The sequence below is a fragment of the Corynebacterium coyleae genome (assembly GCF_030408635.1).
In the GTDB taxonomy this organism is placed as follows: Bacteria; Actinomycetota; Actinomycetes; order Mycobacteriales; family Mycobacteriaceae; genus Corynebacterium; species Corynebacterium coyleae.
In genome coordinates, this window is sequence record NZ_CP047198.1 from 1,926,013 (window position 1) to 1,951,033 (window position 25,021).

The 25,021-nt window shown below is 62.1% G+C and carries 24 protein-coding genes and 2 tRNA genes; 4 read left to right on the top strand and 22 right to left on the bottom strand.

The window, feature by feature from the left end:
- The 6 genes from obgE to ndk form a co-directional block, all read right to left on the bottom strand.
- Entirely contained in the window at nucleotides 1-1,506 is a 1,506-nt protein-coding gene (gene obgE, locus CCOY_RS09315; protein ID WP_092100500.1) for a GTPase ObgE, read from the bottom strand.
- A gap of 97 nt (nucleotides 1,507-1,603) precedes the next feature.
- The gene (gene rpmA / locus CCOY_RS09320) at nucleotides 1,604-1,933 is read right to left on the bottom strand and encodes a 50S ribosomal protein L27 (RefSeq protein WP_070421309.1); all 330 of its coding nucleotides are present in this window, start codon (nucleotides 1,931-1,933) and stop codon (nucleotides 1,604-1,606) included.
- Between the two features lie 21 nt (nucleotides 1,934-1,954).
- Nucleotides 1,955-2,260 carry a 50S ribosomal protein L21 gene (gene rplU, locus CCOY_RS09325; RefSeq protein ID WP_070421308.1) on the bottom strand — a complete coding sequence of 102 codons (306 nt, stop codon included), beginning with the start codon at nucleotides 2,258-2,260 and terminating at the stop codon, nucleotides 1,955-1,957.
- Between the two features lie 169 nt (nucleotides 2,261-2,429).
- The gene (locus CCOY_RS09330; protein ID WP_425284094.1) at nucleotides 2,430-5,237 is read right to left on the bottom strand and encodes a translation initiation factor IF-2 N-terminal domain-containing protein; all 2,808 of its coding nucleotides are present in this window, start codon (nucleotides 5,235-5,237) and stop codon (nucleotides 2,430-2,432) included.
- Nucleotides 5,238-5,419: 182 nt separating this feature from the next.
- Nucleotides 5,420-5,986 (bottom strand): TetR/AcrR family transcriptional regulator, encoded by a 567-nt coding sequence (locus tag CCOY_RS09335; RefSeq protein WP_092100504.1) that lies wholly within the window; start codon nucleotides 5,984-5,986, stop codon nucleotides 5,420-5,422.
- A 144-nt stretch (nucleotides 5,987-6,130) separates the two neighbouring features.
- Nucleotides 6,131-6,541 carry a nucleoside-diphosphate kinase gene (gene ndk, locus CCOY_RS09340; RefSeq protein ID WP_070421306.1) on the bottom strand — a complete coding sequence of 137 codons (411 nt, stop codon included), beginning with the start codon at nucleotides 6,539-6,541 and terminating at the stop codon, nucleotides 6,131-6,133.
- Nucleotides 6,542-6,605: 64 nt separating this feature from the next.
- On the opposite strand from ndk, the gene CCOY_RS09345 reads away from it, so the two are divergent.
- Nucleotides 6,606-8,030, top strand: coding sequence for an AMP-binding protein (locus CCOY_RS09345; RefSeq protein ID WP_092100506.1), 1,425 nt, complete (start codon nucleotides 6,606-6,608; stop codon nucleotides 8,028-8,030).
- On the opposite strand, the gene CCOY_RS09350 is transcribed toward CCOY_RS09345, so the two are convergent.
- From CCOY_RS09350 to CCOY_RS09375, 6 genes are all read right to left on the bottom strand, one after another.
- On the bottom strand, nucleotides 8,008-8,439 hold the full coding sequence (locus CCOY_RS09350; RefSeq protein WP_092100508.1) for a DUF4233 domain-containing protein: 432 nt from the start codon (nucleotides 8,437-8,439) through the stop codon (nucleotides 8,008-8,010). The two genes, CCOY_RS09345 and CCOY_RS09350, sit on opposite strands and share 23 nt — an antisense overlap.
- A 133-nt stretch (nucleotides 8,440-8,572) precedes the next feature.
- Nucleotides 8,573-9,418: an ATP-grasp domain-containing protein gene (locus tag CCOY_RS09355; RefSeq protein ID WP_092100510.1), complete on the bottom strand. Its 846-nt coding sequence runs from the start codon at nucleotides 9,416-9,418 to the stop codon at nucleotides 8,573-8,575.
- A complete protein-coding gene (locus CCOY_RS09360) occupies nucleotides 9,415-9,990 on the bottom strand; it encodes a hypothetical protein (protein ID WP_092100512.1) in 576 nt (191 codons plus the stop codon). Before CCOY_RS09360 ends, CCOY_RS09355 begins: the two co-directional genes overlap by 4 nt.
- Nucleotides 9,987-11,618, bottom strand: a complete 1,632-nt coding sequence (locus CCOY_RS09365) for a bifunctional folylpolyglutamate synthase/dihydrofolate synthase (protein WP_092100514.1) — start codon at nucleotides 11,616-11,618, stop codon at nucleotides 9,987-9,989. Before CCOY_RS09365 ends, CCOY_RS09360 begins: the two co-directional genes overlap by 4 nt.
- On the bottom strand, nucleotides 11,618-14,338 hold the full coding sequence (locus tag CCOY_RS09370; protein ID WP_208856567.1) for a valine--tRNA ligase: 2,721 nt from the start codon (nucleotides 14,336-14,338) through the stop codon (nucleotides 11,618-11,620). The genes CCOY_RS09365 and CCOY_RS09370 overlap by 1 nt, the downstream gene beginning before the upstream one ends.
- 22 nt (nucleotides 14,339-14,360) lie before the next feature.
- Nucleotides 14,361-15,332 carry a malate dehydrogenase gene (locus tag CCOY_RS09375; protein WP_092100518.1) on the bottom strand — a complete coding sequence of 324 codons (972 nt, stop codon included), beginning with the start codon at nucleotides 15,330-15,332 and terminating at the stop codon, nucleotides 14,361-14,363.
- A gap of 170 nt (nucleotides 15,333-15,502) precedes the next feature.
- Between CCOY_RS09375 and CCOY_RS09380 the strand changes: the two genes are divergently transcribed.
- The gene (locus CCOY_RS09380) at nucleotides 15,503-16,228 is read left to right on the top strand and encodes a TetR/AcrR family transcriptional regulator (RefSeq protein WP_070453686.1); all 726 of its coding nucleotides are present in this window, start codon (nucleotides 15,503-15,505) and stop codon (nucleotides 16,226-16,228) included.
- Between the two features lie 10 nt (nucleotides 16,229-16,238).
- On the opposite strand, the gene clpX is transcribed toward CCOY_RS09380, so the two are convergent.
- A complete protein-coding gene (clpX, locus tag CCOY_RS09385; protein ID WP_070421296.1) occupies nucleotides 16,239-17,513 on the bottom strand; it encodes an ATP-dependent Clp protease ATP-binding subunit ClpX in 1,275 nt (424 codons plus the stop codon).
- A 207-nt stretch (nucleotides 17,514-17,720) separates the two neighbouring features.
- On the opposite strand from clpX, the gene CCOY_RS09390 reads away from it, so the two are divergent.
- A complete protein-coding gene (locus CCOY_RS09390; RefSeq protein ID WP_092100520.1) occupies nucleotides 17,721-18,365 on the top strand; it encodes a hypothetical protein in 645 nt (214 codons plus the stop codon).
- Between the two features lie 71 nt (nucleotides 18,366-18,436).
- On the opposite strand, the gene CCOY_RS09395 is transcribed toward CCOY_RS09390, so the two are convergent.
- From CCOY_RS09395 to CCOY_RS09435, 9 genes are all read right to left on the bottom strand, one after another.
- Nucleotides 18,437-19,057 (bottom strand): ATP-dependent Clp protease proteolytic subunit, encoded by a 621-nt coding sequence (locus CCOY_RS09395; protein ID WP_070421294.1) that lies wholly within the window; start codon nucleotides 19,055-19,057, stop codon nucleotides 18,437-18,439.
- A 30-nt stretch (nucleotides 19,058-19,087) separates the two neighbouring features.
- The gene (locus CCOY_RS09400; protein WP_070421293.1) at nucleotides 19,088-19,681 is read right to left on the bottom strand and encodes an ATP-dependent Clp protease proteolytic subunit; all 594 of its coding nucleotides are present in this window, start codon (nucleotides 19,679-19,681) and stop codon (nucleotides 19,088-19,090) included.
- Nucleotides 19,682-19,866: 185 nt separating this feature from the next.
- The gene (gene tig, locus CCOY_RS09405; RefSeq protein WP_092100522.1) at nucleotides 19,867-21,219 is read right to left on the bottom strand and encodes a trigger factor; all 1,353 of its coding nucleotides are present in this window, start codon (nucleotides 21,217-21,219) and stop codon (nucleotides 19,867-19,869) included.
- An 80-nt stretch (nucleotides 21,220-21,299) separates the two neighbouring features.
- Nucleotides 21,300-21,373, bottom strand: a tRNA-Pro gene (locus tag CCOY_RS09410).
- Between the two features lie 134 nt (nucleotides 21,374-21,507).
- Nucleotides 21,508-21,669 (bottom strand): hypothetical protein, encoded by a 162-nt coding sequence (locus tag CCOY_RS09415; RefSeq protein ID WP_254179415.1) that lies wholly within the window; start codon nucleotides 21,667-21,669, stop codon nucleotides 21,508-21,510.
- Nucleotides 21,653-22,051, bottom strand: coding sequence for an S-adenosylmethionine synthetase N-terminal domain-containing protein (locus CCOY_RS09420; RefSeq protein WP_254179416.1), 399 nt, complete (start codon nucleotides 22,049-22,051; stop codon nucleotides 21,653-21,655). Before CCOY_RS09420 ends, CCOY_RS09415 begins: the two co-directional genes overlap by 17 nt.
- A gap of 112 nt (nucleotides 22,052-22,163) precedes the next feature.
- Nucleotides 22,164-22,553 (bottom strand): P27 family phage terminase small subunit, encoded by a 390-nt coding sequence (locus CCOY_RS09425; protein ID WP_244268629.1) that lies wholly within the window; start codon nucleotides 22,551-22,553, stop codon nucleotides 22,164-22,166.
- Between the two features lie 448 nt (nucleotides 22,554-23,001).
- Nucleotides 23,002-24,051, bottom strand: a complete 1,050-nt coding sequence (locus CCOY_RS09430) for an endonuclease/exonuclease/phosphatase family protein (RefSeq protein WP_092100524.1) — start codon at nucleotides 24,049-24,051, stop codon at nucleotides 23,002-23,004.
- A 5-nt stretch (nucleotides 24,052-24,056) separates the two neighbouring features.
- Nucleotides 24,057-24,131: transfer RNA gene (locus CCOY_RS09435), tRNA-Gly, on the bottom strand.
- An 89-nt stretch (nucleotides 24,132-24,220) separates the two neighbouring features.
- Between CCOY_RS09435 and CCOY_RS09440 the strand changes: the two genes are divergently transcribed.
- Nucleotides 24,221-25,006 carry a hypothetical protein gene (locus tag CCOY_RS09440; protein WP_092100526.1) on the top strand — a complete coding sequence of 262 codons (786 nt, stop codon included), beginning with the start codon at nucleotides 24,221-24,223 and terminating at the stop codon, nucleotides 25,004-25,006.
- Nucleotides 25,007-25,021 lie beyond the last annotated feature (15 nt).

The following is a 25,021-nucleotide window of genomic DNA, read 5'->3' on the forward strand; positions in this document are numbered from 1 at the left end:
CTATCCCTGCCAGCGCTCGCGATCGGCCTCTTCGCCGGTGCCGTAGTCGTACTCGTCGATCAGGCCACGACGAGCCTGCGATGCACGCTTGCGCTCTGCCGAGGACACACGGTCGGTGCCACCAAGACGCGCGTCCTGGCCACGGCCGGCAAGGGTCGGGTCGCCACCGATCGATGGCTCCCAGTCGAAGGAGATCTCACCAATCGTGACCGTATCGCCCTCTTCCGCGCCGAGCTTGCGCAGCATTTCCTCCACGCCAGCTTTGTTCAGACGGTCAGAGAGGTAGCCGATGGCCTCGTCGTTTTCAAAGTCGGTCTGGCGGATCCAACGCTCAGCCTTCTCACCGGTAACCAGCCAACCCTCCGGGTACATCGGGTCGCGGGTGACCTCGATGCCGCCACGGTTGGAACGACCCACTGCGCGCGGACGGATCACCTCAGCCTCAGCGGTGCGCTCCGGCTTCGGGCGAGCCTTGCGGGCCTTCTTGACGATCTCCCACATCGCCCACTTCAGCTCATCAAGATCTTCGCGGGTGGCGGTGGAAATCATGTAGATCGGCCAGCCGAACTTCTCCTCGACGTCGTCCTTGAGGAACTCCGCGAGCTCCTTAGCCTCCGGCACGTCCATCTTGTTCAGCACCACAATGCGGGGACGCTCGCGCAGATCGCCCAGGCCGGTGTCCATATCCAACGCCTCGGCGTAGGTATCCAATTCGTGCTCCAGCGCCTCGATGTCAGAGATCGGGTCGCGCCCCGGCTCCATCGTGGCCACATCCACGATGTGGGCCAGCACGGCGGTGCGCTCGATGTGACGCAGGAAGTCCAGACCAAGCCCCTTGCCCTGGCTTGCCCCCGGGATCAGCCCGGGCACATCGGCGATGGTGAACGTGTCATGGCCAACGTTGACCACACCCAGGTTCGGCGCGAGCGTGGTGAAGGGGTAGTCCGCAATTTTCGGCTTTGCCGCGGAGAGCACTGCAATTAACGACGACTTACCCGCCGACGGGAAACCCACCAGGCCCACATCAGCCATGGACTTCAGTTCCAGGATCAGGTCCAGCGCTTGGCCCGGTTCACCCTTGAGCGCGAAGCCCGGTGCCTTGCGCTTGGCGGTAGCCAGCGCAGCATTGCCCAGCCCACCGAAACCGCCTTCTGCAGCGATGAAGCGGGTGCCAGGCACGGTGAGGTCTGCGAGCACCTCGCCCTCTTCGCTGCGCACAACGGTGCCGACCGGCACCTCGAGCACGAGGTCCTCGCCGCGCGCGCCGTTGCGCCAATCACCCGCGCCGTTGCCACCACGCTTCGCCTTCACATGCGGGCGGTATTGGAAATCCAGCAGGGTGTGGACCTGTGTGGAAACCTCAAGGATGATGTCGCCACCGTGGCCGCCGTTGCCACCGTCCGGACCGCCGAGGGGTTTGAACTTTTCGCGGTGGACGGACACACAGCCGTGGCCACCATCGCCGGCTTGGAGGTGCAGGGTGGCACGGTCAACGAATTGAGCCATGGTTGTTTTCCGCCTTTCTGTAACACGGACGATGATATGCAAAAAGCGCCGCAAGCCCGAATGCACGGGACCTGCGGCGCCGAAGCGTTACACGCGCTTACGCGGTTGCGGTGTTTTCCTCAACAACGCCTGCTGCCTCAGCCTGCTCGAGGACCTCGGAAGCAACACCCTGGCCGTCAGCCGGGATGATGTTGACGATGCGACGCTTGCGCTTGATGCCGAACTGCACGGAGCCGGAGGCCAGTGCGAACAGCGTGTCGTCGCCGCCACGGCCGACGTTGTCGCCCGGGTGGAACTTGGTGCCGCGCTGGCGGACAATGATCTCGCCGGCCTTGACCTGCTGGCCACCGAAGCGCTTCACGCCGAGGCGCTTCGACTCAGAGTCACGACCGTTCGAGGAGCTGGATGCACCCTTCTTGGTTGCCATAGTTCAATCTCTCCTAGTTGGTTACTTGATGCCAGTGATCTTGACGGTGGTCAGCGGCTGGCGGTGACCCTGACGGACCTTGTAGCCGGTCTTGTTCTTGTACTTCAGAATCTTGACCTTCTTGCCCTTGCCCTGCTCAACGATCTCCGCGGAGACCTTTGCCTTGGACAGAGCGTCGGCACCGGAGGTGACGTTTGCGCCATCAACGAGAAGGACCGGGGTGAGTTCGACCTTGTCGCCTGCTTCACCCTCAAGCTTCTCGACCTTGACGAGGTCGCCTTCGGCAACCTTGTACTGCTTGCCGCCGGTCTTGACGATCGCGTACATAGAGGGTTACCCCTTATCTCTACTCGCCCAACCTCGGCATGCAACGAGGTCGGAATGGAACAACTTAAGCGTTTTAGGGCCTAACGTGGCCAGCCGTGCCCGCATGCAAAGGCAACGAGGCGGCACGCCCCAAAACAGCGACTGCCAAAGACTACACCGCCCCTACGCGTTACTCCAAACCGCGCCCGCCACCACGTCGGGTAGCACGGCGGCGGCCACGTCGTGCAGCAGGCGCTTGTCGACGAGTCTCCTTCTTCACCGGCTTGTCCTCCGGATCCGCTGCGACGTGCTGACGCACCGGCGCAGAGGTTGCCGACTTGCGGACAACACGACGGCGACCACGACGGTTCGTCTTCGTCGTCACCTGCACGGTTGCCCCTGCTTCTGCGCTCCTCGATTTACGAGACGCACTGCGCTTCGGGGTCTTTTCTTCCTGCTGTACCTGCTGTTCCTGCTGCGCTTGCGACTCCTGCTCGAAGTCTTCCCGGCGCGGCCTGTGATCGGATCGGGAGTTGCCGCGCGTGCGACGCTTGCGGCGCGGCGAGGCCTCGAACTCCTCAACCGCTTCCTCGTACGTCTGGGTCGGCTTCTCTGGCTGCGCCGGCTTCTCGGACCGCTCGCCGCGCTCCGGGGTGGTGGCGCTGTCACGCTGCCCATCACGCTGCGGGGCGTCGGAGCGGCCGCGGCCACGGCTGCCGCCACGGCGCCCGCGACGGCGGGTCTGGCGCGGCTTCTCTTCGCCAGCCGACTCTTCAGTCGGCTCCTCAGCGGAGCCGTTTGCAGATTTGTCAGAGGAGAAGATGGAGTCGAGCAGTTCGTCCATGTGGTCGTCGTCAAGCGGCTGCTTCTGCTGCGGCTTGCGCTGAGACTGCTTCGACTCGCGCGACTTGCGAGCAGGGCGCTCGGGCTTCCTCTCCTCGGCCTCGACGGGGTCCTCAGTGAGCACAACACCGCGGCCGTCGCAGCACTCGCACGGCTTGGAGAACGTCTCCAACAGGCCGGTGCCCAGGCGTTTGCGAGTCAACTGCACCAGGCCCAGCGAGGTCACCTCAGAGACCTGGTGGCGGGTGCGGTCGCGGCCCAGCGCCTCGTTGAGACGGCGCAGCACGAGGTCCTGGTTTTCCGGCAGGATCATGTCGATGAAGTCGATGATGATCATGCCGCCGATGTCGCGCAGGCGAATCTGACGCACGATCTCCTCAGCCGCCTCGAGGTTGTTCGAGGTGACCGTCTCCTCCAGCGAGCCACCGGAGCCGGTGAACTTGCCGGTGTTGACGTCGATCACCGTCATCGCCTCAGTGCGGTCAATGACCAACGTACCGCCCGACGGCAGCCACACGGTGCGCGACAGTGCCTTGGAGATCTGTTCGTCGACGCGGTATTCCTCGAACGCATCCTTGCCGTCGTGTGCGTTGCGGTCGAACTTCTCCAACCGGTCCAGCAGATCCGGCGCAACCGACTGCACGTACGCGTGCACGGTGTTCCAGGGCTTCCGGCCATCCACGATCAGGGAGGTGAAGTCCTCATTGAACAGGTCGCGCACAACCTTGACCAGCAGGTTCGGCTCTTCGTAGAGGGTCACCGGCTTGGCACCCTTGGAGTTTTTCTCCTCCTCGGCACGTTTTTGGATCGAGGTCCACTGGTTGTGCAGACGGTTCACGTCCGCAGCAATCGCTTCCTCGCTGACGCCCTCTGCGGCGGTGCGGATGATGGCACCGCCCTTGCCCGGCACCACGTCCGCAAGGATCTGCTTGAGGCGCTTGCGCTCCGGGGTAGGCAACTTGCGGGAGATACCTGCGCTGCGCCCACCCGGGACGTAGACGAGGTAGCGGCCCGCGAGCGAAATCTGGGTACTCAACCGTGCACCCTTGTGCCCGATCGGATCCTTAGTCACCTGCACCAGTACTTGGTCGCCGGACTTCAGCGCATGCTCGATGCGGCGCGAACGCCCACCGAGGCCGGCAGACTTCCAATCCACCTCGCTGGCGTAGAGCACACCGTTGCGGCCCTGCCCGATGTCGATGAAGGCAGCTTCCATACTCGGCAGCACGTTTTGCACACGCCCCAGGTAGATGTTGCCAATCATCGAGGCCTGCGCATCGGAGGTGACAAAGTGCTCGACGAGCATGCCGTCTTCAAGCACACCAACCTGCGTGATCCGCCCCTGCCCGTCGTGGCGCTCCCGTTCACGCACGACCATGTGGCGCTCGACCGATTCGCGGCGCGCCAAGAACTCCGCCTGGCTCACAATGCGGGAGCGCTTGCGGTGTTCCTCGCGGCGCTCCGAGCGACGACGGCGCTGCGCCTCCAGACGAGACGACCCCTTGATCGCCACAGGCTCGTCGATCTCGCTGTGCGTATCGACGACACCCTCACCCGAATCCTCTACCTGGCCATCTTCGAGTGGCTCGTCTACCTGCTGCTTCTGTGAGGCGGTGTCCTCGGCCGGCTTCGCCTTGCGGGTGGCGCGGCGGCGTTCCGAACGCGTCGGTGCCTTAAACAGCGGCGCGTGAGTAGCGGGGATGCGATCCTCTTCCGGATCCTCCTGCGGCGCCGGGGTGATCTCGGGCTCGATATCGGTGAGCGGTTCCTCGGCCGGTTCCTCCGCTGGTTCTTCGGCAGGCTTCTCGGCCGGTTCTTCAGCCGTCTGCAGTTCCGCCTCGACCTTTTCTTCGATCTGGTGGATCTCGTTTTCCACGTCCTTGCGCACGCGGTTACGGATCTTCTCATCCGCCTCTTTATCGCGCTCAGGGTCGGATGTGGTGCTGGCCCCTGCCGCCAAGGCGTCGAGAAGCATGTCTGCTTCCGCCTTGGTCAGCGTGGACTGCGCAACCTTCACCAGACCTAAGTCTGCGAGTGCGACAACCAAGTCCTTCGATGGGACATCAAGCATTTTCGCCAGGTTGAACACCCTGGTCTTTTCCGACAGCGCCGAGCGGTCAAAATCGGCGAAACGGTTTGATTTATTTTTAGCCAAAGCGGCACGCTCCAGTGTTCCTGCCGTGGCCAACCGTCATGTCCGGGCGCCGGCAAGACTACCGAGCAGCCGCGCGGAACATCGTGTGCCACGGGTATGCAAAAGTTTCTCAGCTCCGAGTCATCCTTGCTCGTCGCCTGAGACTCATTCTTGCACAACTTTCGTGCCACAGATACGCGACGCTACTGCTCGGCGACGCGCAGGAGATCAATTACCGCAGAAACCGGGGCGTCGCGGTGGTTTTCGGTCACCGCGGCACCGACCGCAACTTGGACAATGCGAGCGGAGCTCAGCTGTTCTACACCATGCTGTTCCATCATTTTGGTGACCATGCCCTTGAGCTCCTCAAGACCAGCGGAGGAAAACGCCTGCACTTCGCCCGGCTCGCGTTCGGAATCGACGAAAGCGTAGACCGTCTGGCGTACGCGCTCTGCTTGTGCGCACGAGATGACATTGACAACCGCTTCAGCGAACTGCACAGGGTCCTTCAGGTCGACGCTGCCACCCATGATCTCGTGGAACACCTTACGGCGGGACTCAAAAAGCTGATCCAGGCATGTGACCACGAGCTTTTCGCGCGTGGAATAGTAGTAACCGATCGACCCGACCGGCACTTTTGCTTCGGCGGCCACCTGCCGGTGGGTCACGCCGCGGAGCCCCTCGTTGAGCAGCAATTCAGTTGCTGCGTGAAGAATTGCTGCGCGCTTTTCAATCGCGCGCGCCTGCTCGGACCGTGATGACGTTGCCATCTACCCTCCATCGCATCGTGTAGACATGCGATTTCTTTAAATCCAATAAAAGCCGTAGAAAATCATAGAGTTTCGCTTCGTAGAAACGAAAACGGCACCTGCGCCCCTCACACGGGGCACGGTGCCGGGAAGCGGACTTACCGCTTAGAGGTTCGGGAACCAGATAGCGATCTCGCGCTCAGCGGACTCCGGAGAGTCAGAGCCGTGCACGACGTTCTCACCAACGGTCAGGGCGAAGTCACCGCGAATGGTGCCAGGGGTTGCCTTGGACACCGGGTCAGTGCCGCCAGCGAGCTGACGCCACGCCTCGATGGCGCGCTCGCCCTCGACGATGCCAGCCACCAGCGGAGCGGAGGTGATGAAGTCGACCAGATCGCCGAAGAACGGCTTGTCCTTGTGCTCTGCGTAGTGCTTCTCAGCGGTCTCGCGGTCAGCGGTGCGCAGGTCGAGCTCGACCAGCTTCAGGCCCTTGCGCTCGATGCGGGAAATGATTTCGCCGACGTGGCCGTTTGCCACGCCGTCCGGCTTGATCAGGATCAGAGTACGTTCAGTCATGGCTCGCAATCTTACCCAACCCGACACGTGTTGCACGTCTTGGCTATGCCGTAGTCTTGCCCCCATGTGTCACCGCAGCCCACTTCCGGATATTGATCTACCGGGGACAACCCTGTTCGCGTCTGTCTTTGCGGCGGATGAAGAGGCGCTGCCGGATACCCCCGCAATTACGGAGATCGACACCGGCCGCACAGTCACGTACCCGCAGTTGCGTGCGTTGGCGCTCGGCACTGCGTCCTCGCTCGCCGCGCGCGGCGTGGGCCCGGGCAGCGTCGTCGAGCTGCGCATGCCGAACTCCATCAACTTCGCCGCGGGCCTCCTCGGCGTATCCGCGACTGGCGCACGTGTGTGCGTCATTGGGCATTCGCTTATCGACGACGAAGCGAACCACCTCGCAACCCTCGCCCACACCACCGACCGCGTCACCGCCGAGGACATCCGCCCCGGCGAGTTCGAACCCGTCGGAAGCGCTGACGACGTTGCGGTGATTCCGTTTTCCTCCGGCACCACAGGCCTGCCGAAAGGCGTGGAGTTAACCCACGTCGCGATCACCGCCAACGCCGCCCAGTTCAACGCAGCACTGGCTGCAAGCGGCATCGGCCGGGGCGGTGGTGTGATCGCCCCTCTGCCGTTTTCACACATCTATGGGCTCAACACACTGCTGTTGTCGTCGCTGACCGCACGCCGACACGTCACCACCGCGGCCCGCTTCAACCTTGCAGAGTTCACCGCTGCCCACCGCGGCCGCGCAATCGATGTGTCCTACATCGCTCCCCCGCTTGCACTCGCGTTGTCCAATCACCCCACCCCTGAAGATTTCGCCACCACCCGTTTTTTGGTGTGCGGCGCGGCATCGCTGGATACGAACCTGGCGCGCAAAGTCGAGCGCCACATCGGTGTGGAAATCCTGCAGGGCTACGGCACCACAGAATCCGCACCCGTGACCCACGTCGGCATCTCCGGCAAGTCAGACCCAGGCACGATCGGGTTCGCCATCCCCAACACCGAGTTCCGCCTCAGCGAGGACAACGAACTCCTAGTGCGCGGGCCCCAACTCATGCGTGGCTACTTGGACAACCCGGCTGCCACCGCAAACGCCATCCAGGACGGTTGGCTGCACACCGGCGACATCGCCCGGCTCAACGAGGATGAAACGGTCACTATCATCGACCGCGCCAAGGACGTGTTCAAGTACCACGGGTTCCAAATCGCCCCCGCAGAACTCGAAGCGCTCTTGCTCACCCACCCCGATATCGACGATGTCGCCGTGACAGGTCACCGCCGAACGGTGGACGGGGTGGTTGAGGAGGTGCCACGTGCGTTCGTCGTCACGCAACAAGCGCTGAGCGACAACGCCATCATGGCTTGGGTCGCCGAGCGCGTCACCCCCTACAAAAAGGTGCGAATGGTCACCTTCGTCGATGCGATCCCCCGAAGCGCAGCAGGCAAAATCCTGCGGCGCGAACTTACGTCCCCAGGTGCTGAGTAACCAGGTAACCGTGACGCATGCGCTGAATCATCTCCGAGCGCATTTGGATGATGAAGTACCACACGATGCCGAAGATCACGCCCACAGCGGTCACCGACCAGTGGATGAAAAAGCCAAAAATTAGTGGAACCTGCAACGCCAGGTCAATCCACAGGGCGCCGGGCTTGCGCTGAAACGCAGCCATCACCACATGGGCCAGACCAACAACGGTGATGTAGACCCAGTTAAATGTGGTCCAGTGCTCGCCCTCATCCACCTTGAGGATCACCGTGAGAATGAGCAGCACCGTGATCGCTTCCATGATCAACGTGCCGGAAAGAACACCGGTAAGCCCAGCCATCGGATCCTTCACCGGAGCGTGACCGGGCCCAAGTGGGCCCATTTCCTGCTGCGTCTGCTTTCTCGCCATGGTGGTAATCGTAGCCAGACCTAGCTGGCATCCATAACCTGCGCCCGGCGCGGCGCCGCCGCAAGGTAGACAATGAACGGCAACGCGGGACTCGTCGATACGCTCGCGCGGCCAGACGCCCCTGTCCTTTCGGTCAAAGCTGCTCCAGATATTCAACGACTGCTGCTGCGACGTCGATTCCGGTGGTCTGCGTCAGCGACGCGAACTGTGCGTTCGAGTTCACCTCGCCGACCAGGGGTTCTTGCGCGTCGAGGAAGTCCACCGAGCCGACATCCAGCCCAAGCGCTGTCATCGCGGCACGCGCAACGTCGACGTATTCGGCCGGGGGATCCCAGGTTTGCGCACGCCCGCCACCGGTGATGTTGGCGCGGAAATCTCCACCTTGGCCAAAGCGCCGCATCGCTGCGACGGGTGTGTCGCCCACCATGTAGATCCGCGCGTCGCGGCCGTGCGAGCCAGCGACGTACTCCTCCACAATCACCGGTGAGGGGTACGCCTCACGCAGCACGTCGATGAGCTCGTCGCGGTTTTCCACAAGAAACACCCCGCTGCCCCACGACCCGACGGCATGTTTCGCCACCGCCGGAAACCCCAGGGAGTGTTCGACCGCGGCAACAAACTCGCTGTTGGCCCATTCCTCCGCCTCGAGGTTGCGATACACCAGCGGCGCGGTGATCGTTTTCGGGTGCGCGATCCCCGCCCGAGTCAGCGCCGCATGCGTGTACGCCTTGTTGTCGCACAGCGCAATGCTTTGCGACGAATTCACGCACCTGACCCCGAACGCCTCCAACTGCGCAACCGCGGCGACATCCTTATCCATGATGAAGGCCACCTCGGGAAGGTTGTCCAAATGAGTAACCGCGTAGTCGGTGGTCACACGCTCAATCTGGCCGTGTGATGCCCCGATGATCTGGTCGAACTGCCACTCAAACTTGTCCCAGTGCAGCCATCGGTTAGTCACCAGCCAGGTCGGTTTCACGCCAATTCCTCCGCAAAGCGCTGCACTACGCGAGTCAGGGCAGCCAGCATATGTTCGCGCGGCCCCTCGTCGAGCGCAGCACTGTTCATCTCCACCTGCACATACGGGATGTTGGTCCGCAGCGCGACGTCGGAGGACACGCGGTGAAGCCCCATTGCGGGAAAGATTTCGTCGACAAGCACGGGCACACCGCACGCGTTGAACTCGGCGACCACAATGTCGCGCACCCGCCAATCATCGTGGATGTTGCGCCCGCGACCGGTGCCCAGGATCACCTGATCGGGCCGGTCCGGGTTCATCTGGTGCAAGTCGATGCCCGCAACGATCCCGCGCTGCTCGACCTCGCGCACCGCGACGTCCCGGAACGGACTGTGCTCGTCCGAGTTCGGATCCGCCTTATCCGCGTCGGTCTTGATCAACGCTGTAGCACCTGCGTGCTCGTGGAGTTGCTCCGCGAGCCAACGGGTCGCGGGCTCCGCAAGCTTGATCTTGCCGTCGCGCTGCTGCTCAACGGCGTGCGGCGCCGTAACAATCACAGGCGCCGTGCCAGGCAACAGCAGGTGCGCGGTCACTGCACACCCCGCGACGAACGCAGGTAGGTGCGCGCCTGACCTGCGGTGGCAACGGAGCCGGCGATGAGCACACCGACGCCTTCGGGGCCTTCCTCCTCGGCCAACTCGATGGCGAGTTCGATCGCCGAGGGCAGGTTGTCGTCGACACGCACACGCTCATCGCCGAAGATCTCGTAGGCGATCTCCGCCAACTCGTAGGCATCCATCGCGCGCGGGTCGGTGTTCTGGGTGACCACCACATCCGCGAGCACCGGCTCGAGCGCTGCCAGCATCGCGCGAGCATCCTTGTCCGCGAAGATGGACACCACGCCGATGACGGACCGGTAGTTGAAGTCGCGCTGCATCGCCTCGGCAAGCGTGGCCGCACCGTGGGGGTTGTGGGCGGCGTCGATGAGCACCACCGGATCACCCAGCACACGCTCCACGCGCGCAGGCACCTTCACCTCCGCGAAGCCCTGGCGCACCGAATCCATATCCAACGGGTGCTCGCGGGACACGCCGAAGAAACTCTCCACCGCAGCCAGCGCCACCGAAGCGTTCTCTGCCTGGTGTGCGCCGGAAAGCGGCAAGAAAATGTCGTCGTAGACTCCGCCAAGCCCCTGCAGCGACAGTTGCTGGCCGCCGACGGCGACGGAGGAGTCGTCGATAGTAAAGTCGCGCCCCTGTCGCGCCACCGCAGCGCCGGTTTCCACCGCGCGCTCCAGGATGACCTGCATCGCCTCCGGCTCCTGCTCAGCAACGATGGCGATGTTTTCCGCCGGTCCGTAGCCGTCGCGCTCACGCGCCTTGATGATGCCGGCCTTGTGCGCAGCGATCTCCTCGATCGTCTCACCGAGGAAACGCTGGTGGTCGATACCGATCGGGGTGATGACAGAGACGTCCGCCTCCACCACGTTCGTCGCATCCCAGGTGCCCCCCATGCCAATCTCGATGACCGCAACGTCCACCGGTGCGTCCGCGAACGCCGCGTACGCGATACCGACAAGCAGCTCGAAGCGGCTCATCTCAGCCTCGCCGCGCTCACGGAAGTGCGCGTCCACCATGTCCACGTACGGCTCAATATCGCGCCACACATCCACGAAACGGGTCTGGGAGATCTCCTCACCATCGATGAGGATGCACTCGGTGACACGCTCCAACTCCGGGGAAGTGAACAACCCCGTGCGACGGTTCAGCGCACGCAGAATCGACTCCGACATGCGCGCCGTCGACGTCTTGCCGTTCGTGCCCGCCACGTGAATAACGTTGAAGGACTGCTGAGGCGTGCCCAGCAGATCCATCAGCATCGCAATGCGATCCAGCGACGGGTTCGGGTCATTCGCCGCCGCACGCGCATCCAACTTGGCAACCACCGTGTCAAAGTCCGGGTGGTCACCCTCCGGCGCCAGGGTCGGTGCGGGCTCGTCAATGTCGGCTTCGGCGTCGGAGCCGTCCGCGCCACTTTCGGCCGACATGTCGGCCAGGTTGAGCGTGATGCCGTGATCGGTCATCTCCAGGTGGCCGAAGTCGGTGTCACGGCCGGATTCGAGGTCGGCGATGTCGATGCCCTCGAGGGCGTCGTCGCCAAGCTGTGCTCGAAGTGCCTCGTACGCTGCCCGCGCTTCCGGGTCGAACGACTTATCCGCCATTACTTCAGCGCCTCAAGACGAGCCGTGACGCGCTCAAACTCTTCCTGTGCGACCTTCTGACGCGCCTTGATCTTCTCGACGACCTGCGCCGGCGCATTAGCCAAGAACTGCTCATTGGCGAGCTGCCCGCCAGTGGTGTCGAGCTCCTTCTGCGCCGCCGCAAGCTCCTTTTCCAGGCGCTTGCGCTCCGCAGCGACATCGACGGTGTCGGAAGTATCCAACGCGACGTCCAGGTTGACCTTGCTCAGGCGCATCTCAATGCTTGCCGAGGCCTCAAAGTCATCCTCCGGCGCCGTCACCTTCGCAATCTGGCGCACCATTGCCTCCTGGCCAACCAGATCAGCCGAAGCGAAGTCCAGGCGAGCCGGCACCTTCTGCGACGGCTTCACACCCTGATCAGAGCGGAAGCGACGCAGCTCGGTGATGAGCTTGATCGAATCTTCGATGCGACGGCGAGCGTCCTCATCGGTCGCGGCACCACCGTTGGTGTCCTCTGCGGTCGGCCACGGCGCGAGCGTCACCGTTTCGCCGCCGGTCAGTGCCTTCCACAGCACCTCGGTGATAAACGGCATCGTCGGGTGCAGCAGGCGCAGCACAACATCGATCACACGGCCAAGCACAACCTTGGTGTTCTCGCCACGGTCCTTCTCTTCCGACGAGGCGTCAGCCTCGTCCCGCGGGATCTGGGTCTTGGCGATCTCCAGGTACCAGTCACACAGCTCATCCCACGCGAAGTGGTAAAGCGCCTCGTTGGCCTTGGCAAACTGGTAATCGTCCAGGTAGGCGTCCACCTTGGCGCGGACTTCCTCGGCTCGATCCAGGATCCAACGGTCAGCGTCGGTCAGCACCTCGCGTGCAGGCAACGCGTCCACGCGCGCGCCGTTCATGAGCGCGAACTTGGTGGCGTTAAACAGCTTGGTGGCAAAGTTGCGGGCAGCGGTGGCGTGGTCGTCGCCAATCGGCAGGTCCACACCCGGGTTCGCACCACGGGCCAGGGCAAAGCGCAGCGCATCCGCACCGTACTGCTCCACCCAATCCATCGGGTCGATGCCGTTGCCCAAGGACTTCGACATCTTGCGGCCCTTCTCGTCGCGCACCAGGCCGTGTAGGTACAGGTGCTCGAACGGGATCTGCGGGCGGCCATCCTTGCCCTCACCCAGGATCTCCGGGGTGGTCGAGCCTGCAAAGGTGCCGAACATCATCATGCGGGCAACCCAGAAGAACAGGATGTCGTATGCGGTGACCAGCACGGTGGTTGGGAAGAACTTCTCCAAATCCGGGGTCTTGTCCGGCCAACCCATCGTGGAAAACGGCCACAGTGCCGACGAGAACCAGGTATCCAAAACGTCCGGATCCTGCTCGTAGCCTGCCGGCGGCTCTTCGTCCGGGCCGACGCAGACCACGTCGCGCTCACCGTTTTCGTCCTCCGGGCCGTACCAGATCGGGATGCGGTGGCCCCACCACAACTGGCGCGAAATGGTCCAGTCGTGCATGTTGTCCACCCAGTCGAAGTAGCGCTTCTCCATCGACTTCGGGTGAATCTTCGTGTCGCCTTCGCGCACGGCGTCGCCGGACATCTTGGCCAGTTCGTCGACCTTGACAAACCACTGCAGGGACAGGCGCGGCTCGATCGGCTCACCGGAGCGTTCCGAGTGGCCCACGGAGTGGACGTACGGGCGCACTTCCTTGACAATGCGGCCCTGCTCAGCCAGCGCCTCGCGCACGGCGACGCGGGCTTCTTCGCGGCTCATGCCGTCAAACTTGGTGCCGGTATCGGCGATGCGACCTTTCTCGTCCATGACGATCGGCATCTCAAGGTCGTGGCGCAGACCCATCTCGTAGTCGTTCGGGTCGTGCGCCGGGGTGATTTTCACCGCACCGGTGCCGAGTTCCATGTCCACGTAGTCGTCGGCAATGACCTTGACCTGCATGCCTTCGCGCAGCGGGTGCTCGAAGACCTCGCCGATGAGGTGTGAGTAGCGCTCGTCGTCGGGGTGCACAGCGATGGCGACGTCGCCCAGCATCGTCTCCACACGGGTGGTGGCGACGATCAGGTGCGGCTCGTCGTCGTCAAGCGAGCCGTAGCGGATAGAGACGAACTCGCCCTCGACGTCCTTGTACACCACCTCAATGTCGGACACGGCGGTCTCCAGCACCGGCGACCAGTTGACCAGGCGGTAATCGCGGTACACCAGGTCACGGTCGTAGAGCTGCTTGAAAATGGTCTGGACGGCGCGCGACAGGCCCTCGTCCAGCGTGAAGCGCTCGCGAGACCAGTCGACGGAATCGCCGATCGCACGCATCTGCGTAGTGATCGTGCCGCCGTACTGCTCCTTCCACTCCCACACCCGGTCAATGAACTCTTCACGGCCGTAGTCGTAGCGGTCCTTGCCTTCTTCGGCCTTGAGCTTCGCCTCAACCTTGGTCTGGGTAGCAATGCCTGCGTGGTCCATGCCCGGCAGCCACAGCACCTCGTAGCCTTGCATGCGCTTGCGGCGCACCAGGGAATCCATCAGCGTGTGGTCAAGAGCATGGCCCATGTGCAGCTGACCCGTCACGTTCGGCGGCGGCAGCACGATGGAGTACGCAGGCTTGTCAGAGTGGGCGTCGGCAGTGAAATAGCCTGCCTTGACCCAGCCTTCGTAAAGGTCGCGTTCGTGGTCGCTGGGCTCCCACGACTTCGGCAGCGCGTCAGTGCGGTTCAGATTTTTGTCAGTCACGCGACCTATCTTAACGAGCCGCCTAGAACAGCTTGTCGGCGATCGCCGCCTCGTCCTTCAGGGCGGTGATGTTGGCGTCGATACGCGCACGCTGATCGTCGCTCAACTCCAGCTTGTCGACGACCTCCCACGCACCGTTTTCACCCGTCACCGGGAACCCGAACACGAGGCCCTCGTCTACCCCGTACTGGCCGGTCGACGGCAACGCAGCCGTCGTCCACTTGCCAGCCGTGCCCTGCACCCAGTCGCGCATGTGATCCACGGATGCGGACGCTGCAGACGCCGCCGAGGACTTGCCGCGCACCTCGATGATCTCCGCGCCACGCTTGGCCACGCGCGGGATGAACTCGTCGGTGTACCAGGTACGATCCACCTCAACCGGGTTGCCGTCCACCGTGGCGTAGGTGATGTCCGGGAACTGCGTATCCGAGTGGTTGCCCCACACCGTCAGGCGCTCAATGGCAGTCGAGGACACCCCGAGCTGCTGGGAGAGCATCGACAGCGCACGGTTGTGGTCCAAACGCATCAGCGCGTTGAAGCGATCCGCTGGCACATCCGGCGCCGCCTTGTTCGCAATGTAGGCATTCGTGTTCGCCGGGTTGCCGACCACCAGCACGCGGACGTCATCCGCAGCACCGTTGTTGATCGCCTGCCCCTGTCCGATGAAAATCTTGCCGTTTGCAGCCAGCATGTCCGCGCGCGACTCCCCCTTGCCGCGCGGCTTCGCCCCCACCAGGAACGCCGCCTGCGCACCGTCGAATGCCTTGTTTGCGTCGTCGGTCACCGTGATCTTGTTCAGAAGCGGCAGCGCCGAGTCGTTGAGCTCCATTGCCGTGCCCTCAGCCGCACGCACTGCCTCCGGGATCTCCAGCAGCGTCAGGTTCACCGGACGATCGGGGCCGAAGACGTCGCCTGCTGCCACGCGCCACAGCAACGAGTACGCAATGTTGCCTGCTGCGCCGGTAACAACGACGTTTGCGGGGGTCTGGGACATGATGAGGCCTCCTCTTTCTGTTTCTGTTTCCCCTTCAACCTACCCCCACAGGGGGCAACATTGGCCGGTACTGCGCCACTGATCTGCCAAGTGGTGCACGATGAGAGGAAGCAAAGAAGCGTATCGACGACCCCACCACACCGAACCACACCGAAAGGGAGCCCACGGACATGGCCGACACCGCCGCACCCGAGACTGCCACCTCCCCTTCCCCCGGTGCTGTCGTCGATGCCGCGATTGTCGCGTTTGCCCACAACGGTTACGACGACGTCAAACTCAACGCGCTTGCACGCACCACGGGCATGAGCAAGCGCATGATCCACTACCACTTTGGTAACAAGCGCGGCTTGTACCTCGCAGCGCTCAAGGTGGCAAGTGCTCGCATCACCCCGCCTCAGGACATCGCCACCCGCTCCTACGCCGCCCCCGTCGAGGGGATGCGCCGCTACATCGACGCCCTCTACCACGCGTTTTTGGACCACCCCGACGGTGTGCGCCTCGTCCTGCGTGAAAACCTCGACCCCGTCGCCGCCGAAGAAGACGCCGCAGCGCTTGTCAGCGAGAACGAAGTACTCCTCCACGTTGAACGTCTGTTGCTCGCAGGCCAAGACGCGGGAGCATTCCGCCCCGGTATCTCCGCTGTCGATCTGCTCACGCTGGTCGCATCGCTGTGTTTCTTCCGCGTGGGCAACAGCCTGACCGCACTGAGCGTCAGCGACGTGGACTTTGCAAGCCGCCGCAACGTCGACGGCATGCGCCGCATGGTCATCGACACCGTGCTGACGTTCCTCACGTCCAACATCCCCTACTCCGGCTACGAGTCCTACCTCGAACCCACCCCCACTGCGGAAGAAGAAACCGCCGACGTCTACAGCGACGACGGCGGCCTAGTCTAAGCGAACTGCGTTACGCGGAGCGCTGCTTTTCTTCTTCAATGAACTTCGGTTCGCCCTCCCCGCGAGCGGCTGCCTCATCCAGCACAACCTCAGCGACGCCGTCACGGTCCGGCAACTCGTACATCACCGGAACGAGCAGTTCCTCCATGATCGCACGCAGGCCACGAGCACCGGTCTTGCGCTCCGCCGCCTTGTCCGCGATCACACCGAGCGCCTCGTCGGTCACCGTCAGTTCCGCGCCGTCCATCGCGAACAGGCGCTTGTACTGCTTCACCAACGAGTTCTTCGGCTCCGTAAGCACGCGCTTCATCGAGTCGCGATCCAGATCATCGACGTGCGCGATGATCGGCAAACGGCCAATGAACTCGGGGATCAGGCCGAACTTCACCAGATCGCCCGGCTGCACCTGCGCCATCATGTTCGCCTCGTCGCGCTCCGACTTCGAATCGATCTCCGCCCCGAAGCCGATGCCCTTCTTGCCCACGCGCTCCGCGATCACCTTGTCCAGGCCAGCGAACGCGCCGGCCACGATGAACAGGATGTTCGACGTGTCCACCTGGATGAACTCCTGGTTTGGGTGCTTACGTCCACCCTGTGGTGGCACGGACGCAACCGTGCCCTCCAGGATCTTCAGCAGCGCCTGCTGCACGCCCTCACCCGAAACGTCGCGGGTAATCGACGGGTTTTCGGACTTGCGGGAAATCTTGTCCACCTCGTCGACGTAAATGATGCCGTGCTGCGCACGATTCACATCGAAGTCTGCCGCCTGCAGTAACTTCAGCAGAATGTTCTCCACGTCCTCGCCGACATAGCCAGCCTCGGTCAGGCTGGTGGCATCCGCGATCGCAAACGGCACATTCAACATGCGCGCCAGCGTCTGCGCGAGATAGGTCTTGCCAGAACCCGTCGGGCCAAGCAGCAAGATGTTGGACTTGGAAATCTCCACTTCCTCGTCCTTCGCACGGGCCGAAAGGTTCGACTCCTCCGCCTTAATGCGCTTGTAGTGGTTGTACACAGCCACAGCAAGCGTGCGCTTGGCCGCATCCTGGCCGATCACATACTCGTCCAGAAACGCAGTGATCTCCGAAGGGCGCGGCAAACGCTCTCCTGATTCCTCCTGGCGTTCTGCGCCGGCGAGCTCCTCTTCGATGATCTCGTTGCACAGTTCGATGCATTCGTCGCAAATGTAGACGCCTCCGCCCGCAATCAGTTTGCGGACCTGCTGCTGGCTTTTGCCGCAGAAAGAGCACTTCAGAAGGCTAGCGCTGTCATGCGTAGTGGCCATATGCGCGTATCTACTCCCGTTCCCTCGCCGAAATCTTCCCCAAGTCTAGTGGGTGCTGAACCCCACACCCTACAACGCACGACGACACATCCCTGTTCCCGTCCCACGCACCCAAAACGCGGTGGGACTAAACTAAGCGCATTGTCCTCGGAACGATCAGCTAGCCTAGACACATTCTTTGATGTGTCTGAAAGGAAATCCGTACCCGTGAAACGCAGCCGCGCACTTGCCACCATCGCCGCAGCGCTCATCGCCGTCCCGGCGCTTTCCGCCTGCGGCGGCTCGGACGACGAGGCACGCATTGCTGAACCGGTGCTGGATTTCCCCCAAACCAGCACAACAGCCACCCCCACCCCGACGACCACCACGACCGAGGAAGACGACGAGACCACAACCTCCTCGTCCACAACCACGAAGAGCTCCTCGAGCTCCTCGTCGAAGACGTCCACCACGACGAAGTCGTCCACCAAGTCCAGCAGCAGTCGCCGCAGCTCGAGCGGATCCGGCAACTCCGGCGGTTCCGCACGCGAGCCAGAGGTCGCTCCCGCACCGGACGAGCCGGGGGCTGCCTGCGCATGGCCCGCACAAGGCTCGCAGGGCGCCAGCGACGAATACAGCACCTTCTGCGACCGTGAATGGGCCCGTACCGTCACACCTGACGGTCAGGACTACTACTGGGTCGCACGGGGTAACGGTTGGGCGTCTGTAGACCCACAAAACACCGCAGACGGCGTGTGCTGGTCGCGCGGCGATTTCGAGGGCGCACCAGAAGCCATCCGTAACGCAGTGAAGTTCTGCGACGACGCAGCGCCGACCTCCGCCGACGTCGTGGAAACCCCAACCGAACAGTAGGTGGTTGTGGTGCGACGCCGGTGAGGGTGTCGTCGTAAAGCTAAAAAGCGCCCTTGCGGGCGCCTTTCTTTTTAGCCGTTGAGCTTGCGGTAGTCGAAGACCTGGTCGATGATCCCGTACTCCACAGCTTCCTCAGCGGTGAGGATCTTGTCGCGGTCGGTATCAATACGAACCTGCTCTGGCGTACGGCCCGTGTGGTGCGACAGCGTGTTCTCCATGAGACGACGCATACGGTCGATCTCAGCCGCCTGGATCTCCAGGTCCGACACCTGACCCTGGGTGCCCTGGGTAGCCGGCTGGTGGATCAGCACACGCGAGTTCGGCAGCGCCGCACGCTTACCCGGCGCACCGGCAGCCAGGATGACTGCGGCGGCGGATGCAGCCTGGCCGAGGCACACCGTCTGCACGTCGGGACGGACGTACTGCATCGTGTCGTAAATCGCCATCAACGCGGTAAACGAACCACCCGGGGAGTTGATGTACATCGTGATGTCACGGTCCGGATCCTGGGACTCCAGGACCAGCAGCTGGGCCATGATGTCGTTCGCCGACGTGTCATCAACCTGGGTGCCAAGGAACACAATGCGCTCCTCAAACAGCTTGCCGTACGGATCAATCTGCTTCGTGCCGAAGCTGGTCTCCTCCAGAAACTGCGGCAGCACGTAGCGGGAGCTGGGCATTTGGAAAGTCATAGTAAAAGTCTCCTCTTCTCGTTGCTTGCCTTAGTCGCCAATCGCGTGCTCGCCAGCCATGGCGGCATTCTCGATGACGTGGTCCACGATGCCGTATTCCTTGGCCTCCATCGCGGTAAACCAACGGTCACGGTCCGAATCCTTCGTGATCTGTTCGAAGGTCTGGCCGGTGTGCTCTGCGATAAGTTCAGCCATCTCACGCTTCGTCGCGGCAAACTGCTCAGCCTGGATCGCAATATCAGCAGCAGTGCCGCCAACACCTGCGGAAGGCTGGTGCATCATGATGCGTGCGTGCGGCAGCGCGTAACGCTTGCCCTTCGTGCCGCCAGACAGCAGGAACTGGCCCATGGAAGCAGCCAGACCCATGCCGTAGGTAGCGATGTCGCACGGGGAGTACTTCATCGTGTCGTAAATCGCCATACCTGCGGTCACGGAACCGCCCGGCGAGTTGATGTAAAGACTGATGTCGCGCGTCGGATCCTCAGCCGACAGCAGCAGAATCTGGGCGCAAAGCTTGTTGGCAATCTCATCATCCACCTGCTGACCCAGGAAAATAATGCGCTCCCGCAGGAGGCGCTCGTACACCGAGTCTCCCAGGTTCATACCTTGAGTCGGGGAAGTCATAACAGATGCTCCTTCGCTAGTTCGTCGTGTAACGCCACCACCCTACTCGCGCACGGGAGGTAGCTAAACCTTGTTCGCTACCGGCGTACGGGCAACTCTTATCGACGACCCCACGCCCCAAACAAAAAGCGGCCGGAAGCGAAAGTTCGCTTCCGGCCGCCCAAAAACCCTTGGTTTAGAGGGGGTTACTGCTCCTCAGCAGCCTCGTCCTCTTCCTCGATCTCACCGAAGTAATCGTTCGGGTCAACCTTGTTGCCAGCCTCATCCTTCACCGAGGTGCGAGAGATAGCGGCGGCGAGGGCCTTGCCGCGACGCACGTCGGAGAACAGGTTCGCGATCTGGCCGGACTGCTGCAGCTGAGCCACGAACTGGTTCGGGTCCATGCCGTAGGACTGTGCGGTGAACAGGATGTGGTCGGTGAGCTCCTGCTGGGAAACCTCCGGCTGCTCTTCCTCTGCGACAGCGTCGAGGAACAGCTGGGTGCGCACGGACTCTTCAGCCTGCTTGCGGGACTCCTTGTCAAACTCTTCGCGGGTCGTGCCCTGAGCCTCAAGCAGCTGCGCCAGTGCGTTCTCGTCGTGAGCCATCTGGCCGAGCAGCTGGTGGAGCTGGTTGTGCACCTGCTCGTCGACGATCGACTCCGGCAGCGCGAACTCAACCTGGGCGAGGGCAGCCTTGAGGACCTCGTCGCGAATGTCAGCAGCCTGCTTCGCCTTCGCGTTCTCCTCAACCTGCTCGCGGGTGGACTCACGCAGCTCGTCGACGGTGTCGAACTCGGACGCCATCTGGACGAACTCGTCGTCAAGATCCGGAAGCTTGCGCTCCTTGGTCTGCTGGACGTGGACCTTGACGGTCGCCTTCTTGCCCTTGTTCTCGCCGTACTGGATCTCGGTCTCAAACTCGTTGTCCTCGCCGGTCTTCATGCCACGAAGAGCGGTGTCCAGGCCCTTCATCAGGTCGTCGGCACCAACGCGGTAGGTCAGGCCTTCAGCGGAAGCGTCATCGAGCTTCTCGCCGTCGATAGAAGCCTCAAGGTCGATGACCGCAAAGTCGTCGGTCTTCATCTTGCGCTTGGTGTCCTTGAGCTCACCGAAACGCTCGCGCAGGGAGTCGAGCTCGGCGTCAACAGCCTCGTCGTCAACCTTGAGCTCCGGAACAGTGACCTCAATCTTGGAGAAGTCCGGCACCTTGATCTCCGGACGAACGTCGATCTCAGCGGTGAACTCGACAACGTCGTTGTCCTCGATCTTGGTGACCTCAATCTCCGGCTGGCCCAGCGGGTTCAGGTCGTTCTCTGCCAGAGCCTGCTCGTAGCGGGTCGGCAGCATGTCGTTGACAACCTGCTCCAGGATCGGACCGCGGCCGAAACGAGCGTCGATCAGCTGGCGCGGAGCCTTGCCGCGACGGAAGCCCGGAATGTTGACCTGCTGGGAGATCGCCTTGTATGCCTGGTCGATCTCCTGGCCAAGCTCGTCGAACGGCACGCTGACGTTGAGCTTAACGCGGGTGTCGCTGAGCTTTTCGACGTTAGTCTTCACGGGTTTCTCCTGTACTTGTTTCCATCAACGAGTTTCAGTGCTTATAAGTGGCGGGCCCGTACAAAACGGGCCCGCCTTTGTCGGGGCGACAGGATTTGAACCTGCGACCCCCTGCTCCCAAAGCAGGTGCGCTACCAAACTGCGCCACGCCCCGTAGGCGGCAAAACCGCCACGGTATGAACCGAATCAGTAACCACTCAAGCGGTTCAGGTTGATCATTGTAGCGGGCATTTATTCCAGGGTCACATCGGGGCATAAGAAAACCGGTTCTGCATGCAGAACCGGTGTTTACCCTGGACTACAGGTGGTCACGGTGGATACAAAGGCTGGGGTGATGATGAGGGTCGTGCCCTGGCGGCGAAGCTCTTCCAAATCCGTGTCCTTGGTGTGTTGGATCGAGACGACAACTGCTTCCACGTCGGTGGCGTGGCCGTCATCGTCGTAACGCAAGGAGACTTGAGATTTGCCGTCCGAGCCGATACCCCGGATCACCCCCATCCACCCGTGCGGTATCCAGGCGCTTGCAGATGTCGTGCGCGATCACGAGTAGCAGGGGAAGGCGCTCGCGGGTCTCGGCGGTGGCGTAGCCGTAGACGGTGTCCTGGTCGCCAGCACCGGTGAGCACGAACGCGGATTCATTCCCGTCGCGGGCTTCGAGGGAGGTGCTAACGCCTGCGGCGATGATGCGGCCCTTGGTCGCCATGACCTCCACCGCGCACCGCGCCGCCGGGTCAGTGACGAGCAAGTCGTCGAGGATGGTGTCGGCGATGAGGTCGCAGAGCTTGTCCGGGTGACCAATACAGGTCGACTCACCGGTACGAACAGTGGGCATCGGGTGCACTCCAATCAACTGGGAAGTGGATAGGGGCAAGAAATGCCCACCCCGGCATTCACCGGGATGGGCAACAACAAAAGGACGAGTGAAGCGCAGCAGGTCTGTGGGGTTAGCGGGATTTGAGCAGGCACTCCATCAACTCATCCGCAGGGCTGGCTCCTGCGTACTCACGGGTACTGGTGGCGCAGACAATTTCGTAGATCTCGTACCAGTACACATTCGCCTGCTTAGAAAAGCTCTGGCTCATAGCGACGAACGGGGACGCGATCGTAGCCCCCGTGGTTGGGTGCGTACCGAGCAGGCCGAACTTGGTAATCGCCTCCTCGCACTGGATGTAGCGGGCGAACGCCTGGGCGTAGGCCTCAATCAATCTTCGGGATACGAAGGATGCAACACCGCGTGCGTCGAGCCAGGCCCAGGTTTCCCGGTAGAGCTCCCCAGCCAGCAGCGGCTGACCATCACGCTGTGTCGCGGACAGATAGGCGGAAGGTTCGGGCATAGTTTCCCGTCGAGTACAGCGCCTTCACCCATGTCCACACCGTCCAGGCCGAAAGGGTCCCGGTCGACGGGTTCGAGCAGCCTGGAGGCGGGTTTGCCGGCTTCGAGCTTGTCCTTGAGGGGATCGGGTTTTCGCGCCGGCGCGGACGCGTCTGCCGCCGCGGTTGGTACCGTCCTTGGCCACGAGTCCACCTCCTTCCTGGGTTTAATAGGTCAATCCGGGGTTTGATTCGGGATTTTTGCGCGCGGAGGGCCTAGCCCGCCAGCCCATGGCCTAGGCGCTAGAGATTTCATGCCCCCTACGGGCCTGTAAACCCCGCAGAGCGTCGAAAGGAAGAAAAACTACTCTCAAACTTCCACCGGGAATCTAAGGCTCTCAGAATCGCTTAAAGCGCGTTTTATGATGCGAAAATGATTAGAGGCATCAACTCTAAGCAGTGCTCAAACACTCATTGAACAGCTACTTGAGTTTTGTAAGCGAGGTGATCGGAGTAACCAATCTGCTGCACTTGACAGGAGTGGGCTGTTATTCCTTGTGTTACGAAGATATGGTCGATGGGTGATCTTAAAAGGTTGGGCGCACCAGCTGGCCACGTACCAGTGGGGGTGGTTGAACAGAGCTCTTGCGAATCAATAAGCCTGCCTCTAGTGGCAAGAGGTCCGTGGCGAAGAGTGGCGTTAAAGTCGCCCGCGATTATGAGCGGTTTTTGTATCGAGCTCCCAAACTCAACGACACGATTGATGTCATCTCGCCACTGATTCATAAGTCTAGGCAACGGTGGTGCTGTATGTAGCCCTAGAATCACAGGAAGCCGAGCATCCTCAAACTCGATGGCAACTGTTCCGAATGATGTTACCGGGCCTCGTGTAAAGTGCGCTGCTCCAAGCCTTTTATGTACTACGACTGACGTGGGGGCGATTTGCCCTGTATAAGTGTTCGGAAGACCATCATTACGAGTTTCAAAGAGCTGGCCGTCATAGTTTGACGTTTCTATCGCTTCACGAAGCTCATAGCCGGACGTTTCGGGCAAAACGATGATGTCGGGATCCCATGTACTGACAAGTTGTTGGAAATCGCTGGTGGCCAGCATTGATCCCGTATTAAACGTAACGACCGTCAGGTTCCTCTCTGCAACAGTGGAATGTTGTTGGTCGCTGACCTGATGTGGGATACCATTCGGTGCGAACAAAAATCCTGCTCCCGCGACAATCCACACTAAACAAGAAGTTAGGGCAAGTCTTGGCCATCGCCTCCACCAACCGACACCGGTAGCACACCCGCCAAGGAGTAGTATCACCAGCCCCAGTGCTTGCGGGAAGGCTAACACCTGAGCGAAGGGAAGGTAGACACTCAACGATCTGGCAACCCCAAACTGTGGGAATAGTGCCACAATACAGGCAAAGCCGGCCAACACAATCCCGCAAACAAACATAGCCTTGCACCAGAGTAATCGCTTAGAACCACTCTGATGCAAGGCTTCCCAATTGTCGCGACTCATGACAGTGGAGGGAATGACGGGAATCGAACCCGCGTCTTCAGCTTGGAAGGCTGAGGTATTAGCCACTATACGACATTCCCATGCGTAGAAACGCTGCCTTAACGGCTGCCCGGAACTTTAGCGCAGGTTCACCCGTTGAACCAAACAACAACGAATTTTAGGAGAAGCCATGCTCGGTCTGTTGCTCATCGTTTTCGCCATTGGCGCGTTGATCATGCTGCCCACGATGGGTGGCGGGGGTCGTCGTCAAGTGCAATCGCGCCAGCAGGCACAGATTTCTTTCGACGACGCCTACGCCGACGCCAAGCGATGGACCGACCGACTCGGCTCGCAGGTGCTGAACCTCTCCGGCAACGATGCCGCCTCCACCCAGGCCATGGCGGACGCCTCCGAGCGGTTCAACGCCGCAAGCGCAGGTCTTGCCGACGCCCGCACGCCGAAACAAGCCATGCTCGCCCGCGAATCCGCGCTCGAGGGCCTGCACTACGTCAACGCCGCGCGCGAAATCATGGGGCTTCCCGCCGGGCCTGCGCTGCCCGAGCTTGAAGGCCAGCGCCAAGCAGGCCGCGTGACTGAACAGCGCAGCGTGCGCCAAGAAGACGGCACCGTTGTTACCGCATCGCCCGTAGCCACCGAGGCGACCCCGCACTACTACCCCGGCGGAGCCGTCGCTGGCCGCCCCGTTCCTGCTGGCTGGTACTCCACCGCATGGTGGGCCCCGGCGATGATGACCGGCATGTGGGCTGCGTCGTCGATGATGTTCTACTCCACCATGTTCGCCGGCATGTCCGGCGCAGCCGCACCCGAAGCGTTTGAAGCTGGCGGTCTCGGCGACGCTGCTGGCGCCGAGGGCATGGGCGACATGGGTGATATGGGTGACATGGGTGGCGGTGATTTCGGCGGAGACATGGGTGACTTCGGCGGCGGCTTCGACTTCGGAGGCTTCGACTTTTAGGCGTGCGCTAGACTG

Bases quoted from the DNA above. Each gene is read 5' to 3' on its own strand.
- obgE (WP_092100500.1), bottom strand. From the start codon at position 1,506: ATGGCTCAATTCGTTGACCGTGCCACCCTGCACCTCCAAGCCGGCGAT.
- rpmA (WP_070421309.1), bottom strand. From the start codon at position 1,933: ATGGCAACCAAGAAGGGTGCATCCAGCTCCTCGAACGGTCGTGACTCT.
- rplU (WP_070421308.1), bottom strand. From the start codon at position 2,260: ATGTACGCGATCGTCAAGACCGGCGGCAAGCAGTACAAGGTTGCCGAA.
- CCOY_RS09335 (WP_092100504.1), bottom strand. From the start codon at position 5,986: ATGGCAACGTCATCACGGTCCGAGCAGGCGCGCGCGATTGAAAAGCGC.
- ndk (WP_070421306.1), bottom strand. From the start codon at position 6,541: ATGACTGAACGTACTCTGATCCTGATCAAGCCGGACGGCGTGGCAAAC.
- CCOY_RS09345 (WP_092100506.1), top strand. From the start codon at position 6,606: ATGTGTCACCGCAGCCCACTTCCGGATATTGATCTACCGGGGACAACC.
- CCOY_RS09350 (WP_092100508.1), bottom strand. From the start codon at position 8,439: ATGGCGAGAAAGCAGACGCAGCAGGAAATGGGCCCACTTGGGCCCGGT.
- CCOY_RS09365 (WP_092100514.1), bottom strand. From the start codon at position 11,618: ATGGCGGATAAGTCGTTCGACCCGGAAGCGCGGGCAGCGTACGAGGCA.
- CCOY_RS09375 (WP_092100518.1), bottom strand. From the start codon at position 15,332: ATGTCCCAGACCCCCGCAAACGTCGTTGTTACCGGCGCAGCAGGCAAC.
- CCOY_RS09380 (WP_070453686.1), top strand. From the start codon at position 15,503: ATGGCCGACACCGCCGCACCCGAGACTGCCACCTCCCCTTCCCCCGGT.
- clpX (WP_070421296.1), bottom strand. From the start codon at position 17,513: ATGGCCACTACGCATGACAGCGCTAGCCTTCTGAAGTGCTCTTTCTGC.
- CCOY_RS09395 (WP_070421294.1), bottom strand. From the start codon at position 19,057: ATGACTTTCCAAATGCCCAGCTCCCGCTACGTGCTGCCGCAGTTTCTG.
- CCOY_RS09400 (WP_070421293.1), bottom strand. From the start codon at position 19,681: ATGACTTCCCCGACTCAAGGTATGAACCTGGGAGACTCGGTGTACGAG.
- CCOY_RS09420 (WP_254179416.1), bottom strand. From the start codon at position 22,051: ATGCCCACTGTTCGTACCGGTGAGTCGACCTGTATTGGTCACCCGGAC.
- CCOY_RS09425 (WP_244268629.1), bottom strand. From the start codon at position 22,553: ATGCCCGAACCTTCCGCCTATCTGTCCGCGACACAGCGTGATGGTCAG.
- CCOY_RS09430 (WP_092100524.1), bottom strand. From the start codon at position 24,051: ATGAGTCGCGACAATTGGGAAGCCTTGCATCAGAGTGGTTCTAAGCGA.
- CCOY_RS09440 (WP_092100526.1), top strand. From the start codon at position 24,221: ATGCTCGGTCTGTTGCTCATCGTTTTCGCCATTGGCGCGTTGATCATG.